The organism is Thermosulfurimonas sp., assembly GCF_015491435.1.
Classification (GTDB): Bacteria; Desulfobacterota; Thermodesulfobacteria; order Thermodesulfobacteriales; family Thermodesulfobacteriaceae; genus Thermosulfurimonas_A.
In genome coordinates this window covers 1-15,498 of the sequence record NZ_WFVX01000170.1, presented here as the reverse complement: position 1 = coordinate 15,498, position 15,498 = coordinate 1, and the positions used below count along the sequence as shown (strand labels likewise).

The 15,498-nt window shown below is 58.1% G+C and carries 17 protein-coding genes and 2 pseudogenes; 12 read left to right on the top strand and 7 right to left on the bottom strand.

What is annotated here, in order from left to right:
* Both F8J34_RS07775 and ccsB read right to left on the bottom strand, forming a co-directional pair.
* Positions 1–705, bottom strand: a pseudogene (locus tag F8J34_RS07775) (hypothetical protein); the annotation flags it as partial.
* A gap of 1 nt (position 706) precedes the next feature.
* Positions 707–1,627 (bottom strand): c-type cytochrome biogenesis protein CcsB, encoded by a 921-nt coding sequence (gene ccsB, locus F8J34_RS07770; RefSeq protein WP_297057989.1) that lies wholly within the window; start codon positions 1,625–1,627, stop codon positions 707–709.
* A gap of 94 nt (positions 1,628–1,721) precedes the next feature.
* Here ccsB and F8J34_RS07765 point away from each other — a divergent pair, with 94 nt between their 5' ends.
* The 3 genes and pseudogenes from F8J34_RS07765 to F8J34_RS09815 form a co-directional block, all read left to right on the top strand.
* Complete coding sequence (locus F8J34_RS07765; protein ID WP_297057987.1) at positions 1,722–2,225, top strand: HIT domain-containing protein; 504 nt, start codon at positions 1,722–1,724, stop codon at positions 2,223–2,225.
* 14 nt (positions 2,226–2,239) lie between these two features.
* Positions 2,240–2,542 (top strand): hypothetical protein, encoded by a 303-nt coding sequence (locus F8J34_RS07760; protein ID WP_297057985.1) that lies wholly within the window; start codon positions 2,240–2,242, stop codon positions 2,540–2,542.
* A 60-nt stretch (positions 2,543–2,602) separates the two neighbouring features.
* Positions 2,603–2,782: pseudogene (locus tag F8J34_RS09815) on the top strand (DUF6516 family protein); the annotation flags it as partial.
* Here F8J34_RS09815 and F8J34_RS07755 read toward each other — a convergent pair.
* Positions 2,769–3,299 carry a DUF488 domain-containing protein gene (locus F8J34_RS07755; protein ID WP_297057983.1) on the bottom strand — a complete coding sequence of 177 codons (531 nt, stop codon included), beginning with the start codon at positions 3,297–3,299 and terminating at the stop codon, positions 2,769–2,771. The pseudogene F8J34_RS09815 and the gene F8J34_RS07755 overlap by 14 nt on opposite strands.
* Before the next feature lie 20 nt (positions 3,300–3,319).
* On the opposite strand from F8J34_RS07755, the gene F8J34_RS07750 reads away from it, so the two are divergent.
* The 4 genes from F8J34_RS07750 to F8J34_RS07735 all read left to right on the top strand — a co-directional run bounded on the left by F8J34_RS07750 (position 3,320) and on the right by F8J34_RS07735 (position 7,668).
* A complete protein-coding gene (locus tag F8J34_RS07750; protein ID WP_297057981.1) occupies positions 3,320–4,171 on the top strand; it encodes an ABC transporter ATP-binding protein in 852 nt (283 codons plus the stop codon).
* Positions 4,168–4,902: an ABC transporter permease gene (locus tag F8J34_RS07745; protein WP_297057978.1), complete on the top strand. Its 735-nt coding sequence runs from the start codon at positions 4,168–4,170 to the stop codon at positions 4,900–4,902. The genes F8J34_RS07750 and F8J34_RS07745 overlap by 4 nt, the downstream gene beginning before the upstream one ends.
* A 66-nt stretch (positions 4,903–4,968) precedes the next feature.
* The gene (locus F8J34_RS07740) at positions 4,969–5,457 is read left to right on the top strand and encodes a hypothetical protein (RefSeq protein ID WP_297057976.1); all 489 of its coding nucleotides are present in this window, start codon (positions 4,969–4,971) and stop codon (positions 5,455–5,457) included.
* Positions 5,458–5,676: 219 nt separating this feature from the next.
* On the top strand, positions 5,677–7,668 hold the full coding sequence (locus F8J34_RS07735) for a heavy metal translocating P-type ATPase (RefSeq protein WP_363315433.1): 1,992 nt from the start codon (positions 5,677–5,679) through the stop codon (positions 7,666–7,668).
* A gap of 3 nt (positions 7,669–7,671) precedes the next feature.
* Here the strand turns inward: F8J34_RS07735 and F8J34_RS07730 are convergent, their stop codons facing one another.
* Genes F8J34_RS07730 through F8J34_RS07715 form a run of 4 tightly spaced genes read right to left on the bottom strand, consistent with a single transcriptional unit; the run spans position 7,672 to position 13,700 of the window.
* Positions 7,672–9,456, bottom strand: coding sequence for a bifunctional serine/threonine-protein kinase/formylglycine-generating enzyme family protein (locus F8J34_RS07730; RefSeq protein WP_297057971.1), 1,785 nt, complete (start codon positions 9,454–9,456; stop codon positions 7,672–7,674).
* A gap of 1 nt (position 9,457) precedes the next feature.
* A complete protein-coding gene (locus F8J34_RS07725; RefSeq protein WP_297057968.1) occupies positions 9,458–10,231 on the bottom strand; it encodes a protein phosphatase 2C domain-containing protein in 774 nt (257 codons plus the stop codon).
* Between the two features lie 6 nt (positions 10,232–10,237).
* Positions 10,238–11,776, bottom strand: coding sequence for an alginate export family protein (locus F8J34_RS07720; RefSeq protein ID WP_297057964.1), 1,539 nt, complete (start codon positions 11,774–11,776; stop codon positions 10,238–10,240).
* A gap of 22 nt (positions 11,777–11,798) precedes the next feature.
* Positions 11,799–13,700 carry a methyl-accepting chemotaxis protein gene (locus F8J34_RS07715; protein ID WP_297057962.1) on the bottom strand — a complete coding sequence of 634 codons (1,902 nt, stop codon included), beginning with the start codon at positions 13,698–13,700 and terminating at the stop codon, positions 11,799–11,801.
* Positions 13,701–13,880: 180 nt separating this feature from the next.
* Here F8J34_RS07715 and F8J34_RS07710 point away from each other — a divergent pair, with 180 nt between their 5' ends.
* From F8J34_RS07710 to F8J34_RS07690, 5 genes are all read left to right on the top strand, one after another.
* Positions 13,881–14,189, top strand: coding sequence for a septum formation initiator family protein (locus F8J34_RS07710; RefSeq protein ID WP_297057959.1), 309 nt, complete (start codon positions 13,881–13,883; stop codon positions 14,187–14,189).
* A gap of 5 nt (positions 14,190–14,194) precedes the next feature.
* Complete coding sequence (gene efp, locus F8J34_RS07705) at positions 14,195–14,758, top strand: elongation factor P (RefSeq protein WP_297057957.1); 564 nt, start codon at positions 14,195–14,197, stop codon at positions 14,756–14,758.
* Entirely contained in the window at positions 14,758–14,964 is a 207-nt protein-coding gene (locus tag F8J34_RS07700; protein ID WP_297057953.1) for a hypothetical protein, read from the top strand. Before efp ends, F8J34_RS07700 begins: the two co-directional genes overlap by 1 nt.
* 9 nt (positions 14,965–14,973) lie before the next feature.
* Complete coding sequence (locus tag F8J34_RS07695) at positions 14,974–15,297, top strand: hypothetical protein (protein WP_297057951.1); 324 nt, start codon at positions 14,974–14,976, stop codon at positions 15,295–15,297.
* Positions 15,294–15,498 (top strand): tetraacyldisaccharide 4'-kinase (locus tag F8J34_RS07690; RefSeq protein ID WP_297057948.1); only part of this gene is annotated, 205 nt, incomplete at its 3' end. The genes F8J34_RS07695 and F8J34_RS07690, both read left to right, overlap by 4 nt.

Below are 15,498 nucleotides of genomic sequence, written 5' to 3'. Positions count from 1 at the left end.
GGGATGAAGACGATAAAGGTAATACTCACGAGCGTATTCCAGAGGGAGGGCGATTTCGCTTTCTTTTCCTCCGGGACGCAGGCGCAGGTCCAGACGCCAGATGCGATCTCCGTCCACCAGGTTATTCAGAAGGCGGGTGAGGAGCTCGAAAAGGCGCAGGGTTTCCGCCTTGGAAACCCGGGAAGTGAAGAGATAGACCAGGTCCAGATCCGAGGCATAGTTAAGCTCCCGGGCCCCGAATTTCCCGAAGGCGAGGATCAGGAGTTCGGAGGCCGGGATTCCGTGTTCCCGGGCCAGATGGGCCAGGGCAGCACGGAGAAGGGTTTCGGCCAGCCGGGTCAATCTCCTTACCGTCCTCTCCAGGGGATCGCCCCGGAGATCCAGGGCCAGGATTTTGATAATCTCTTCCTGCCTGAGCCGGAGGAGGGCCCGGGACAGGGAGGGAAAATCCGGGGAGCGGGAAAGTTTTTCTTCCAGCTCCCGGGTTAGTTCCTGGGTGTTCCTGGGGCGCAGGGGGCCGGGCTCCAGAAAAGGGGTCAGAAGTTCCTCCCGGGTACAGAGCAGGTTCCCGGCGTAAGGGGAGAAGGAGAGGAGTTTTACCAGCAGAGGAAAATGGGGGGAGGAGAGGAGACGCCGATGGAGGGCCTCCCCGTGATTTTCACGAATCCGGAGCAGGTAACGTTCCGCGGCCTCTGGTAGTCTCAACTTAAGAGGAGGTGGCGTAGCTGTGTAGCCCGGAAAGCCAGAAGTTTACCCCGAAATAGGTAAAAAGCACGGCAAAAAAGCCGATTACCGCCAGAGCGGCCATGCGTTTTCCGGTCCAGCCGCGGGTAAGCCGGGCGTGAATGGCTGCGGCATAGATGAACCAGGTGATGAGCGACCAGGTCTCTTTAGGGTCCCAGCTCCAGTAACTTCCCCAGGCCTGATCCGCCCACACCGCTCCGGTGATGATCCCCACCGTGAGCCAGAAGAACCCGAAAAGGATGAGCTTGTACATGAGGTTATCCAGGGTTTCCTTGCCGGGTACATATTGCCAGAGGCTTTTGGGGGAGGGATGATGGGGCCGGAGGAGATAGACTATCCCCATACCGAAGGCCACGGCAAAGGCCCCGTAGCCCAGGAAGCAGGTAATTACATGGGCGGTGAGCCAGTTGCTTCGCAGGGCCGGAACCAGGGGTTCGATGTCGGTGTTGGTGCCGAAGGAGGCATAGGCCATGATGAGCGAGGCCACCGGGGCTACAAAGGTTCCCAGGATCTTTCCCTGGAATTTTAGTTCCAGGAAGAGATACACCGCCATGGTGGCCCAGGCGAAGAAAATGAGCGATTCATAGAGATTGGAAAGCGGGATATGGCCGTAGCCGAGCTGATGAGACTCCCACCAGCGAAGGGCCCAGCCCACGGTGTTAAGGATGAGACCGGACCAGGCCACGGTGGAGGCCAGAAAACCCATGCCCCTCCAGGTAAAGATCCAGTGCAAGAGATACCCCGCTCCGGCGGCCAGATAGATGAAGGTGACCAGACTCAATAGATAGGAGTGGGATACCCAGAGGCTGTGCCCCTTTAGGGCCAGGAGAAGATAAACCACCCCTGCCAGGACCAAACCGCTTAAGGGTTCCTTTGCCCGCATAAATCTTCCTCCCAGAGAAGTTAAAACCATTTTAGCCTCTTTTGGAATCTTTGCAATTTGCAGCTCTTAAAGGACATGTTAAATTATTCTTTCCATGGAAAGACGGGTGCTCTGGGCCCCCTGGCGTGCGGAATACGTAGGGGGAAAGCGCGAACCGGGTTGCATCTTTTGTCCCCCCGAGGGGCCGCTTCCCGACGAGGAACGGCTCATCCTCTATCGGGACGAAAAGGTCCTGGTACTCATGAACAAGTTCCCTTACAATACCGGGCATCTCCTGGTCTCTCCGCGAAGGCATGTGGCCGAGCTTGAGGATCTTTCCCGCGAGGAGATTACCGACCTCATGGTCATGGCCCAGGAGTGTCTCCGGATTCTGCGCCAGGTGCTCAAACCCGATGGCTTCAATGTGGGTTTCAACCTGGGAAAGGTGGCCGGGGCCGGATATCCGGACCATCTTCACCTCCAGATCGTTCCCCGCTGGGAGGGGGATGCCAATTTCCTGGCCGTGCTGGCCGACCTGCGCATGATCCCGGAGCATCTCGTGGCCACCTATCGCAAACTCTACCCGCACTTTGAAAGGTTGAGGAACAATAAAAAGTAGTTACACTTGAAAGCATGGAACTTGAGGAGATTACCTTGAAAATTCCCCGAAGCGTGGCTCAAGGGCTTGAAAAGAGGGATATTCTGTTTTTTCTCGCGGATAAAGCCCTTTCAAAGTTAGAATATTACCGCTCAAGGGTAGAAATTTTCAGGAGAAAGTACGGATGCGAGCTAAAGGAATTTCAAAAAAGGGTCCTCTCGCACAAGGAAGACTTTGAGAAATGGGAGGATCTTATCCTCTGGGAAGGATATGAGAGGGCTTATCGGGAGTGGAAGCGGAAATACGAAGACCTGAAAAGTGTTTTACCGGATCATTAGAGTTCTCAAAGAACACCCTCTTGTCTCTCAGATTGAGGTCTTTGGGAGGATCAAAAATACAGCTATCACTGGCAGGATTCTCAAAAGCGACTGCGGATAAGATGGGACAACAGTCCACACTGGCCCCACCTGGAAACTTTTCCGCATCACAAGCACTTAGGAGAGAAGGTGGTCTTCTCTCCCCGGCCGAGCATAGAAGAGGTACTTAGCGAAATTGAGAAGGTGCTCAAAAGAGGTTGAGGGCCGGGTAAATCACCCACCGGCCCTCCGGCCGGGCCAGGGGATTAAGGCGGTGGGGGCGGAGGCTCCCTTCGGGAAGGATGTGGAGCACGGTGAAGCTCCTAAGGATGAGAAGATCCGCAAGAAACCACCGGTGACAGCGCCAGGGAAGGCCCTCGGCGCACATCACCGCGGTGGTCTTCCTGCGGGCGGCCTCAAGGAGCACGGAAAGAGCCTCCTGAAATTCCTCGGTTTGCATATGATCGGCGTAGCCCCGGAAACCCGGGGAGGTGAGTGCAGTATTTACGGAGTCGGGCCGGGGCTTGCGACGTCCTCCGAGCTGCGGAAGCCCTAGGTACTCAATCCCCCGGGCCTTAAGAACCTCGGAGAGGGCCTCCTTTCCGAAATGGGGAAACTTGCGGGAGGAGGGAAAACGGCGAATGTCGGAAAGTACCCGGATCCCGTGGCGCTCAAGCAGGGTCAGGAACTCCTCCAGCCCGTGGCGGGAATGTCCTACGGTATAGATAACCTCGGCCATTTCTGGTTAAATCATACTCCATGTCCGAGGCGGTGCGAGTGGAGGGGCTTACCAAGGATTACGGAAGGCTTCGGGCCCTTTCCGGGATCTCCTTTTCCATCCGGGAGGGGGAGCTTTTTGCCCTTCTCGGCCCGAACGGGGCCGGAAAGACCACTACCATTCGCATCCTCACCGGGCTAACCCGGGCCACCGCGGGCCGGGTCTATTTTTTCGGCCGCTCCATCTTTGAGGATCCCCTTTATGCCAAACGCATGGCCGGTCTGGTGCCCCAGGCCACCAACCTGGATCTGGAACTCACCGTGTGGGAGAACCTTTTCATCCACGGTCTTCTTTTCGGGATGAGCCGGGGCCGGATTCGGGACCGGGCGGCGGAGCTTCTGCGTTTCGCCGGGCTCTGGGAACGCCGCCGCGATCGGGTGCGCACCCTCTCCGGGGGGATGCGGCGGAGGCTTCTCATCATCCGGGCCCTGATGCACGAGCCGCGCATCCTTTTCCTGGATGAACCCACGGTGGGGCTTGACCCCCACATAAGGCGCAGGCTCTGGGGCCTCATCAAACAGATCCAGGCCCGGGGGACCACCATCCTCCTTACCACCCATTACATTGAAGAGGCCGAATTCCTGGCCGACCGGGTGGCCTTCTTAGACCGCGGGCGCATCGTGGCCCTGGATACCCCGCAAAACCTTATGGCCACGCTGGGGGAGGTGGCCGTGGATGTGGTAAATGAGGAGGGCCTTGCCACGCATTACTTTCGCACCCGGGAAGAGGCCGAGCGCGAGGCCATGCGGCTCTCCCGCTCCGGGGAATCGGTGACCATCCGCCGGGTGAATCTTGAAGATGCCTTTTTGCACTTTACCGGGAGAAAGGTATGAGGGGGTTTTTGGCCGTTTATCTGCGGGAGCTTCTCATCATCTGGCATCGCCTCCCCCGCATGCTCCTCTCCTTTTCCGTATCTCCCACCCTCTATCTTATAGCCTTCGGTTTCGGTCTGGGGAAACATCTCACCGTTCACGGTCGTCCCTATCTGGAGTTTCTGGTCCCGGGGGTGGTGGCCGCAAGCTCCATGATGCAGGGTTTCGGGATCAATGTGGAGATCAATGTGGCTCGGTTTTATCTGCGCATCTTTGAGGAATTCCAGGCCGCCCCCATCTCCAACTGGGCCTATGTGCTGGGGGAGATCCTCGGGGGCGTGACCCGGGCCTTTCTCTCTACCTTCGTGATTTTGGCCATCACCATGCTCGCCCGGATAAACCTTCACTTCGGGCCCTGGTTTTTCGTGGGGGTCTTCCTCAACGCCTTCGTCTTTGCCTCCCTGGGGGTGGCCTCGGCCATGATCATCCGTTCCCATGCCGATCAGGCCCTGGTCACCAACTTCATCATTACCCCTATGGTCTTCCTGGGGGGAACCTTCTTTCCGGTGGAGGGACTCCCGGCGTGGGCCCGTCTCCCCCTGAAACTCCTTCCCGTGACCCATGCCTCTCATCTCATCCGCTCCGCAGCCTACGGAGATCCGGTGCCCCGGTTTTCCCTTCTCGTCCTCTTGGGGCTTTCACTGGTGGGATTTTTCCTGGCCTACTCCTCCGTGGATCGGGCCCGGGATTAAGGGGTTTTCCCGAGAGAAAAAATAGGCTAAAATTTTAAAACCATTTTAGACAAAAGGAGGGAAGTAATGAGTTGTAGAAGCTGGGTGATTCTAGGGTTGATTTTGGGTCTTCTTATGGCCGGAGAGGCCTGGTCCTGGGGACCCCGGAAGGGAGGGGGTTATCATCGGAGCTGGCACGGCTGGGAACATGCTCAGGGGGCTCAGGAGGGGCCGTCCTCCATGCAGGGTCGGGGAATGGGCCAGGGGATGGGTCAGGAGATGCAGCAGGGAAAGGGTGGTATGTCCCAAGGGATGGGCAGAGGAATGAATGCGGGTATGGGATCGGGGATGGATCATCAGGGTATGAAGGGATGTCCCATGATGTTGCCCTCCTCTCCTAAAGGGGTTTCCCCGCAGATGCTCCGCAAAAGGGCGCAAATGATGCGCGAGAGGGCCCGGATGATGGAGGAAATGGCCCAGGAAATGGAAAAGATGGCCGATAAAATGGCCAAGGGGAAAGTGTCTCAGGAAGAATGGGATCAATTTCGCCAGAAGATGTATCACCAGGGATTTTAAATGCATTCGTCCGAGGATCATACCCAACATACCGGGGGAGCCGGCGGAGTTTCTTCGGAATCTAAAGGCCATTCCGCCGGCCATGCCGGCCATGAAGGCCACGGAGGGCCCGGGATCCATGCCGGGCACGAGAGTTCCATGGGACACGGAGGCTCCATGGAACATGGAAGCCATATGGAGCACGGAAGTCCTATGGAGCACGGAAGTCCTGCGGAGCACATGGATCACGGGGCGCACGAAGCCCCCGGGGGTCCGGGAGGTCATACCGGGCATGCCGCCCATCACTCCCACATGATTGCGGACTTCCGGAGACGTTTCTGGGTCTCCCTCTTCCTCACCCTTCCCATTCTCTTCCTCTCGCCCATGCTGCGGAAGCTTCTGGGGCTTTCGGCCCTGGCCTTTCCCGGCGATCGGTATCTCCTCTTCGGGCTGGCCAGTGCGGTCTATTTTTACGGGGGCTGGCCCTTCCTTAAGGGATTTTTCTCCGAGCTTGGGGAGCGCCGGCCGGGAATGATGACCCTCATCGCCGTGGCCATCACCACGGCTTACGGTTATAGCACTCTGGTCACCTTCGGTCTTCCGGGAAAGGTCTTCTTCTGGGAGCTGGCCACCCTGATTGACATCATGCTCCTCGGGCACTGGATCGAGATGCGTTCGGTGCTCGGGGCCTCCCGGGCGCTGGAGGAGCTGGCCCGGCTCATGCCCTCCACGGCCCACCGGCTGCTCCCCGACGGGGGAACCGAGGAGATCCCTCTTGAGCATCTGCGTCCCGGAGACCGGGTGCTGGTTCGTCCCGGGGAAAAGATCCCGGCCGACGGGCGGGTGCTGGAGGGGCAGAGCGCGGTAAACGAGGCCATGCTCACCGGCGAATCCCGCCCGGTGGAAAAGAAACCCGGCGACGAGGTCATCGGCGGGGCCATAAACGGAGAGGGCTCCCTGGTGGTGGAGATCACCCGCACCGGGGCGGAATCCTTTCTTTCCCAGGTCATTGAACTGGTGCGCCAGGCCCAGGAGAGCAAATCCCGTACCCAGGATCTCGCCAATCGGGCCGCCTTCTGGCTCACCCTGATCGCCCTCTCCGGTGGAGCCATCACCTTCCTCGTCTGGTGGGCCGTAATGCGCAAGGATCTGGCCTTTGCCCTGGAGCGCACGGTTACGGTGATGGTCATCACCTGTCCCCATGCCCTGGGGCTGGCTGTGCCCCTGGTGGTGGCGGTCTCCACGGCCCTTGCGGCCAAGCGAGGGCTCCTCATTCGCAACCGGGCGGCCTTTGAGCGGGCCCGGAACCTTACCGCGGTGGTCTTTGACAAGACCGGGACCCTTACCGAGGGTCGCTTCGGGGTGACCCGGGTCCTTTCCTGGGAGGGCTTTTCGCCGGAAGAGGTCCTGCGGCTTGCCGCTTCGGTGGAGACCCATTCCGAACACCCCATCGCCCGGGCCGTGGCCGAGGCTTCCCCGCAGACCGATCCGGTGGAAGACTTTAAGGCCCTTCCCGGCCGCGGGGCTCGGGCCAGGGTTTCCGGTCGGGAGGTCCTGGTGGTGAGTCCGGGCTATCTCCGGGAGAAAGGGCTTAATCCTCCCGAGGAGGCCCTTAAGCTTTCCGCTCAGGGGCAGACGGTGATCTTCGTCCTGGTGGAGGGCAAGCTCGTCGGGGCCATCGGTCTTTCCGACCGGGTGCGTCCGGAGTCCCGGGAGGCGGTGGCGGCCCTTAAGGCCCGGGGTATCAAATGTTTCATGCTTACCGGGGATAACGCCCGGGTGGCCCGCACGGTGGCCGAGGAACTGGGGCTGGATGAGTTTTTCGCCGAAGTCCTTCCCCAGGAGAAGGCCGAGAAGATCCGCGAGGTAAAGGCCCGGGGTGAGATCGTGGCCATGACCGGCGACGGGGTAAACGATGCCCCGGCTCTGGCGGAGGCGGATGTGGGTATCGCCATCGGGGCCGGAACGGAGGTAGCCATCGAGACCGCAGATATCGTCCTGGTGCGCAACAATCCCGGGGATGTGGTGACCATTATTGATCTGGCCCGGGCCACCTACCGCAAGATGATCCAGAATCTTTTCTGGGCCACGGGCTATAACGCGGTGGCCATTCCCCTTGCCGCAGGGGTCCTTTACAAATACGGGGTGCTTTTAAGCCCGGCCATGGGGGCGGTGCTTATGTCCCTGAGCACGGTTATCGTGGCCCTGAACGCCCGCCGCTTAAGGATTTGATTTCTAATTTTTCGCTCCGGGGGTGGGTTCGACATCCCGGGCGCAACGGAAGCCCACCTCCTCGAAGGCCTCCCAGGGCATGCGCCGCACCGGGGTGAGAGACGAGACATCCGAAGGTTCGTGGGACTTAACCCCGCTCATGAGCACCACCCCGGATCCGGGTGAAGGGGTAAGGGTGTCGAGCACCCATTCTCCGAAATGGGAACTAAGCCCCCGGATTCCCAGAAGATTGGGTTTCATCTCCATTACACTTAAGGGGAGTTCGAAATGCCGGTAAAAGGTCCGGGGCAGCCTCAGGCGGGAATCTTCCAGTCCCCGGCCCTCGGTTACCGCGTAAAACCATTCCACCTTGGTGGGCAGACGCTTTCCGTAAAAGGCGGCGTAAGCCTGCGCTCCGTAAGCCGTGACCCGTACCACCGGGCAGGAGGCATGCATGGAATCCCGCACCAGGAATTTTCCTCCTCGATAGACGATGGGTTCGTAATTTTCACTGATCTTTCCCAGGTAGAGCCAGATGTGTTTTCCCTCCTTTACCACCCCGTTTTCTACCCGAATGCGGGAAAGCACACGATTCAGAAAATTTACATATTGATGGTTGGTTACCGGATAGGTATCCAGATAAAAAGGTTTGAGCCGCACCGTCCGGGCCCTATCTCCGAGCAAACCCGGCGGAACCTTTATCCGCCCCCCTGGAAGGAGTTTCATTACCGCACCGTCGGCGGTAGTGATCACCGGAGGGAGATTGCCGGGCAGAGGAGGGGCCGTGGTTAGGCGAAGTTCCTGATGAGAGGCTCCGGAAAATCTTTGATAGAGGATGATTCCCACCAGGGCTAGAAAAAGGATCAGGGCTCCGAGGGCAATCCAGAAACGGGATCGAAACCGGAGTCTTCCGGGTTCCGGGAGAGGTCTTGTGGCCAGGCTTTCCCGCAGGGCCTTTTCCATTTCCTCTACGCTGGAGAAACGTTTTTCCGGATCTTCCTCGGTGGCCCGGCGGATAATACGGTCCAGGGCCTTAAAGAAAGGGGTCTTGGGATCTGTAAGTCCTACCTGACGGAAGGGGGTGGCTCCAGGAGGGATGCGACCGGCTACGGCCTCGTAGAGGATTTTTCCCAGGGCGTAAATATCGGCCCGTTGATCGGTTCCCTTGAAGTCCACGAATTGTTCTGGAGCCATATAGGCCGGCGTGCCCTTGATCTCCATGGAGGTGGTGATGGACTCCATCCTGATGGAACGGGCCAGGCCGAAGTCCGCGATCTTGGGGATGTCGCCGTCCAGGAGGATGTTTTCTGGTTTGAGATCCCGATGAAAGATTCCGGATCGATGGATGGCTTTGACCCCTTCGAGCACCGGGAAGAAATACTTTTCGATCCAGGCTCTGGTCTCTTCCTCCAGGGGGTAGACCCCCTCCTCGCGCATGGTGCTGCGCAGGGTGCGCCCGGGGATATACTCCAGAACCAGATATTCGATCTCTACCGGCCCCTGCGGAAGCTCCACCCGGGCCTTGTCGTAGTCGTAGATCTGAATCACGTTGGGGTGTCGGATCTGGACCATGGTTTCCACTTCCTGGCGGAAGCGGCGCAGGGCGTTTTCCAGCTCCTCGGGATCGTCGATAAAGGTCTCCAGCCATTCCCGGGAGACGATCTTTATGGCTACATCCCTTTTGAGATTGACCTGATGGGCCCGATAGACCTCGCCCATTCCTCCCCGGGCGATGAACTCCAGAATGACCCATTTCCCGTTGAGGACCGTACCTATGGGAAGGAGGGGAGATTTCTTCGCTTCGGACATCCTATCCCTCTATTCGGACCACGATTACGGTAACGTTATCCCTTCCGCCCCGGGCCAGTGCGGCTTCTACCAGCATATCACAGACCCGGGGAAGAGGGTTCTCCAGAAGAATTTTTCGGATGCTCGTTCCGGGCACCAGGTCGTGCAGACCGTCGGTGGAAAGGAGGTAGAGGTCTCCGGGACGGATATCTATGGAGAAACAGCGCACCTTTTCATAGCCTCCGCCCAGGGCCTGCGTAAGGATATGGCGGTAGCGACTGGTGCGGGCCTCCTCCTCGGTCATTTCGCCCTCCTCTACCATCTCCTGCACCAGGGTATCATCGGTGGTGAGCTGGGTGAGGTCGCCGTGGCGCAGGCGGTAGATGCGGCTGTCTCCCACATGGGCGATGAAACCGTGACCTCCCCGGAGGACCAGAACCGAAAGCGTGGTGCCGAAGCCCTCGCTTTCAGGATGTTTCTTTTCGTACTCCAGAAGCCGTTTCTGGACTTCCTCCACACATTTTTCAAGACGGCTTAAGAGGGCCCTGGGACGAAGACGATAAAGCAGGGCCTCCTTAAAAGACGGAGACGAGAAGTAAAGTTCTTCCAGGTAGCGGCAAACCAGGCGGCTGGCCAGGTCCCCGTCCGGGTGCCCGCCCATACCGTCGGCCACGGCCCAGAGGCTTCCCAGAAGAGGATCACGGCGATCAGCCACCAGATAAGAGTCCTCGTTGCGTTTCCGCCGCAGGCCGATATCCGTGCGCACACAGTAGGTTACAGGTTCTCTGGAAGACATCGGTATTTAAAAGGTGAACCGTAATTCTACATAAAAGAAGGTAAGCTCGTCCCCGCTCTTAAAGGTGTCCCTGACCACATCCCTTCCCCAGATATGACTCAAGTATATATCCATATCGGTGCGAAGACCATGAGAGGTATAGATGTTTTTGAAAAACAGGGAAAGGTCCCACATGGTCAGTAAATGGCGGTCCCGGTAGGGGATATGGGCTCCCAGGGTGGCGTAACTGAATACATCCGGGCGCATCATCCCGGAACCCAGGTACCAGTAATCCCGGCCTCGGGTGAGATTAACTACATGAAAATCCGAGCGAAGGAGCAGATGTGAAGCGGGTTGCAGGATGATCTGTCCCATCCAATAGGTGGTGTTCATGAGGGTGTAAGAGGGGGTCATGGAATAAATACGCAGGGTGGGAATCATCATGAAAAAGGTATGATGTTGGGTATCCCCGGGCTGATCGTCCCCGCTTCCGTAAAAATATCCCAGGCGGAACCATGGCTGCCAGGGAAGATGAGGAAACCGGTAGCCGGCTTCCACCGCCAGGGCCCAGGCCTGATGTTCCAGCGAGGGATTCCTTCCCCATACTCCCCATTGATAACCTCCCCAGAGCAGGAGGTCCATAATCCCGGGGCCGGCCTTTCGGGCGTAAAGCAGGTGTCCTCCGAGCATATTTATCTCGCAGTCCGCCAGTCCGTTTTGCTGGGGATTATAGAGCGAGGCGGGATTTTTGAGTTTTCTACGGTCGTTGTAGTAGTAATAAAAGAGCTGGGAATCGGTTCCCGGCAGCCAGGGGTTGGTATCCTGAAGACTCAGGACCACGGTGGCCAGGGTGATATCATAGGCAGATTGGCCCTTGCGGTGGAGGTGGTCTCTTTTCAGGTAAAAACCACCCGGAGTGGGATGAAGGTAAGAAAGGGTTAGGGTCCAGAAGCGCCGGTGGTAGGAGGCCAGAGCGCCGTCAAAAGCCCTTCCTACCCGCGACCAGTCAAAGGGACCGATCATACGCTGGGAGATCCGGAATTTTTTCACCCACCGGAGGGAGGGGTTTCGGGGTGCACTCCCCTCGGCCCCCGAGGCGTAGAGAAAACGCCCCAGGGTCAGACTCAACCCCCTCAAGCTACGGGGTTGAAAACGGATCCAGGCCTGGGATAGGGCCCCGTAGCCGATATGGGTGGCTTTGGTGTCATAGCCCGGGCCGTTGCCGAATTTTCCGTTAAATTGGTAATAAAGCGTTCCTAAACCGAACTCCCCCTGGTCCGGAAGTCCCAGCAACTGTGTCCAGTTAATCTGGAGATAGGCTTCAGCGCGTGGGGAACGAATTCCCATCCCCAGACGCATCTTACTGGAGGCAAAGGAATAGCTCCGATCATAGGTAAAGTTGTCCCGGGAAAATTTTTGGTCAAAGGTATTCCAGTATTCCCAGCGGACTTCTTCCCGGAAGTCCACTCGAAGAACATTTCGTCCCTGATGCAGGGTATAAGCCAGGGCACTCCCCATCCAGATCGAAAATAGGAGCACGGTGAGTAATTGAATTCTTCTTTTCACTTTTTGCCCTCCCCTCAGGTTTTTATGCCGAGACCCTGGTTTTGAGGTAACCGCATACCCGATCCAGCAGGGGACGCAGACGCTCTTTGAACCAGTTTATCCGTTCCATGGGATCGGGCTGGTTCTCTCGAAGATATCGTTCCCATTCCGAGACCAGGTTATGGAGTCTGGCGTGATCTTCTTCTATTTCCCTAAACAGAGGTGAAAATCGGGGGTGAGAGAGGGCCTGTCCGAGAAGACACCTTCGTGCGTCCCGTTCCACGGTCGGAGCCCGGCCTCGGAGCACGGCCTCGATAAAACGGGCTGCCCAGCCGCGGTGGCCGAGGAGGACCACCTTGGGAAGGGTCTTTGCATCCAGGGTAAACAGTTCCGCCGGTTTCTGGCCCAGGCGGAAGAGCTGGATGGTCTCGTGACTGCTTTTTACCGTATCGTCCAGGGCCTCCAGGGAGGCCTGTACCTGGGACACGGCTTCGTCCAGGGCCTTACCGGAATGGGCCAGATCATCGGAGACCTTGGAGAGCTCTATGGCCTCACCGGAGACGTCCTCGATGCGGTGGGTGAGGTCGTTCACCACCGCGGTTTGTTCCTCCACCGCGCTGGCGATGGCCGCTGCCCGATCGCTGAGGTCCGCCACCGCGGAGGAGATCTCGGTTACCGCTTCCGCGGTTTCCTCGGCCCCGGAGCGGATGTTTTCCATGACCCGGGTGATGCGCTCCGTGGCTTCCTCGGTTTGTTTGGCCAGTTCCTTGACCTCGTTGGCCACCACGGCAAAACCTTTGCCGGCCTCTCCGGCCCGGGCCGCCTCGATGGTGGCATTCAGGGCCAGGAGTTTGGTCTGTTCGGTGATCTCTTTAATGGTCTGGACCACCACATCCACCTCCCGGGTTCGTTCGCTGAGCCCCTTCATGGCTGCATCCGCAGCTTCGGCCTTGTTGCGGGCTTCCTCCGAAGCCTGTGCGGCTACGGTTACGTTTTCACTGATTTCGTTTATGGCCTGGCTTAACTCTCGGGCCGAATGGGTGGTAAGTTCCAGGGCTTCCTGAACCGATTTGGAGATGTTTGCCACCTGGGTAGCCAGTTCGTCGGTCCGGGTGGTTTCCTGCGCCACCCGGGAGATGGCTTCCTGAATGATTTCGGAGGTGGCCTTCTGGAGATCGGTCTGCGCTCTGATGGTACCGAAGGCTTCCCCGAAGGCCGTTCGCAGTCTTCGGGCCGCAAGGGACAGAATCTGGATCTCCCGGATGCGGGGGGCCTCCTCGAATTCCACGGTCAGATCGCCGGAGGCCATCCTTTCGAACCCGAAGACGAAGCGGGCGAAGGGGCCCAAGAACCAGCGCCTCACCAGCAGGAAGGACCCCGAGGCCCCGATTATGGCCACCAACAGAAAGGCTCCCAGGAATATTTCCGTGTAGCGGATTCGGCGCAGGGAAAGGCTCTGTAAGGCCAGAACGAAAGCATGGGCCTTCTGAAGCACCTCCAGGTTGTGTTCCCGGATGTAGGTGAGATGTCTTTCAAATTCCGGAGTTCCGGGCGGGGTTCGGGCCAGTTCCTGTACGTGATAATAGAATTTTTTCCAGACCTCCTCGCACTCCTTCCATTTCTGGATGGCCCGGGTATCGGTGAGCCGGGCCAGCATCATCTCCTTGGATCCGTTCCTGAGGGCGTAGAGGCTGCGATTAAAGAGTTCCGCGGTCTTGAGAAAACGTTCCCGGGCCTCCGGAGTGGGATTTTTGACGTAGATGAAGATCTCCTTGGTCAACTTCTGGGTAAGCATACGCTGACGCCCGGAGATGTTGAGGGCTACCGAAAGATGGCTCTGATAGCTGAAAAGGTGCAGGACCAGAAGGATTCCCAGGACCTGAATCAGGATGGCCGAGAAAAAGGAAAGCCCCAGAAACGTTCCCAGAGAAAATCTGCCTTTCATGTTTTTTACCTCCTTTCTCTTTGAATCTGAATAGAGTTATTATATACGATTGCTTATACTATTGATCAATCTTTAAAAGATAAGTCCTTTCGGAGAACCGGTGATCGGATACGAGGGAAAAGGGATTCGATCCTTGAAGAAAAAGGCGGTTTCATTTAAGCTTGGGGAAAAGAGGCGGGTATGAATCCCGGAGCCTATGTCCCCGGTAAGGTTTCGTCCGGAAGGCGGGACCTCCGAAAGGGGTTCCGCTGGGGTCGCTGGTTGTTGCTGGTGTTCTTCGGGCTGGGGCTTATGTGGGGAGGATATCTCCACTGGCGCTACCAGGCCCTGAGGCGCGAGATAGCGGATCTTCAGGTCCGAAATGCCGCTCTTGCCGAAAAGATAGAGGCCCTCAAAAAAAATCCCGCCCTTTACGAGGAAATAGCCCGTAAAAAGTACGGATACGTGAAAAAAAACGAACGTCTCATCATTTTCGGAAAAGGGAGGTAAAGGGGATGAGTATTTCCACATCCGAATTCCGGCGCGGACTCAAGATCGAATGGGAGGGTAAACCCTACGAAGTTCTGGAATACCAGCATTCCAAGGTGGCCAAAGGCCAGGCCACGGTGCGCACCAAACTTCGCGATCTCCTTACCGGGAGGGTGCTGGAGGTAAATTTTCGCTCCGGCGACACCTTTGAACGCCCGGATCTGGAGGAAAGAGAGATGCAGTACCTTTACCGGGAGGGAGATCGTTACGTTTTTATGGATCTTGAGGACTACGACCAGGTCTATCTGGACAAGGATCAGCTGGGAGAGGCCTGGAAGTTTCTTCAGGAAAATATCAACGTCTATGTACTTTATTACCGGGGCAAGCCCATCGGGGTGGAGCTTCCCAAGACCGTGGAGCTCCGGGTGGTGGAAACCGAACCCGGAGTGCGGGGAGATACGGTCTCCGGAGGGTCCAAGCCGGCCAAACTGGAGACCGGGGCGGTGGTGCAGGTGCCGCTTTTTGTGAACGAGGGTGACGTCATCCGGGTGGATACCCGGACCGGAAGCTACGTGGAGAGGGTGAGCTGATGCTGACCTTGAAGCGTTTACGAGAGTTCAAGGAATATCTGGAATCCGGGGCCTTTCTGGAGGATTTTGAAATGCGGCCCCCGGACGGTCAGGCGGAGATGCTGGAGATGATCGATCTCCTGTGGGAGATCTGCGAGAAGGCCGACGAGATCATGACCGAGCACTTCTATCGCCGCCTGCGGGAGAATTCGGAACAGGGCGATTAGACCCTTAGGATGCCTTATTTTATAAGGGCCCGCACCTATCTGCGTTATGCCGAGGAGGAATATCGCCGGGGGCATTTTCGGGAGGCCTTTGTCCTGGCGGGGAAGGCCATCTGGGCGCTTTCCCAGGTGGAGGCCCCCAGGGAAAAGCCCGAGCCCCCGCATCTGTGGGAGGCCCTGAAACAGGCCGCCGAACCCGAAGTGGTCGATTTTTTCCGCCGGGGCTGGGAACGCCTGGAACAGGCCGGGGAAGAGGAGGCCCGGCAACTGGCGGCTCAGGCCCTGAGGAAGGCCCGGGAAATCCTCTCCCCCATTCTGGGGCCCTCTCTCCGATGATCCCGCGGTTTCTGGTGTCGTTCTGGATGCGGGCACGTCCCGCCCTGTGGCCCCTGTCCCTCCTCTACGGAGCCGGGGTAAGGCTGCGTTTTTCCCTCTACAGGTACGGACTTCTTTCCCGTACCCACCCCGGGGTCCCCTCCATTGCCATCGGGAACCTTTCCCTGGGAGGGGAGGGCAAGACTCCTCTCACCCTTACCC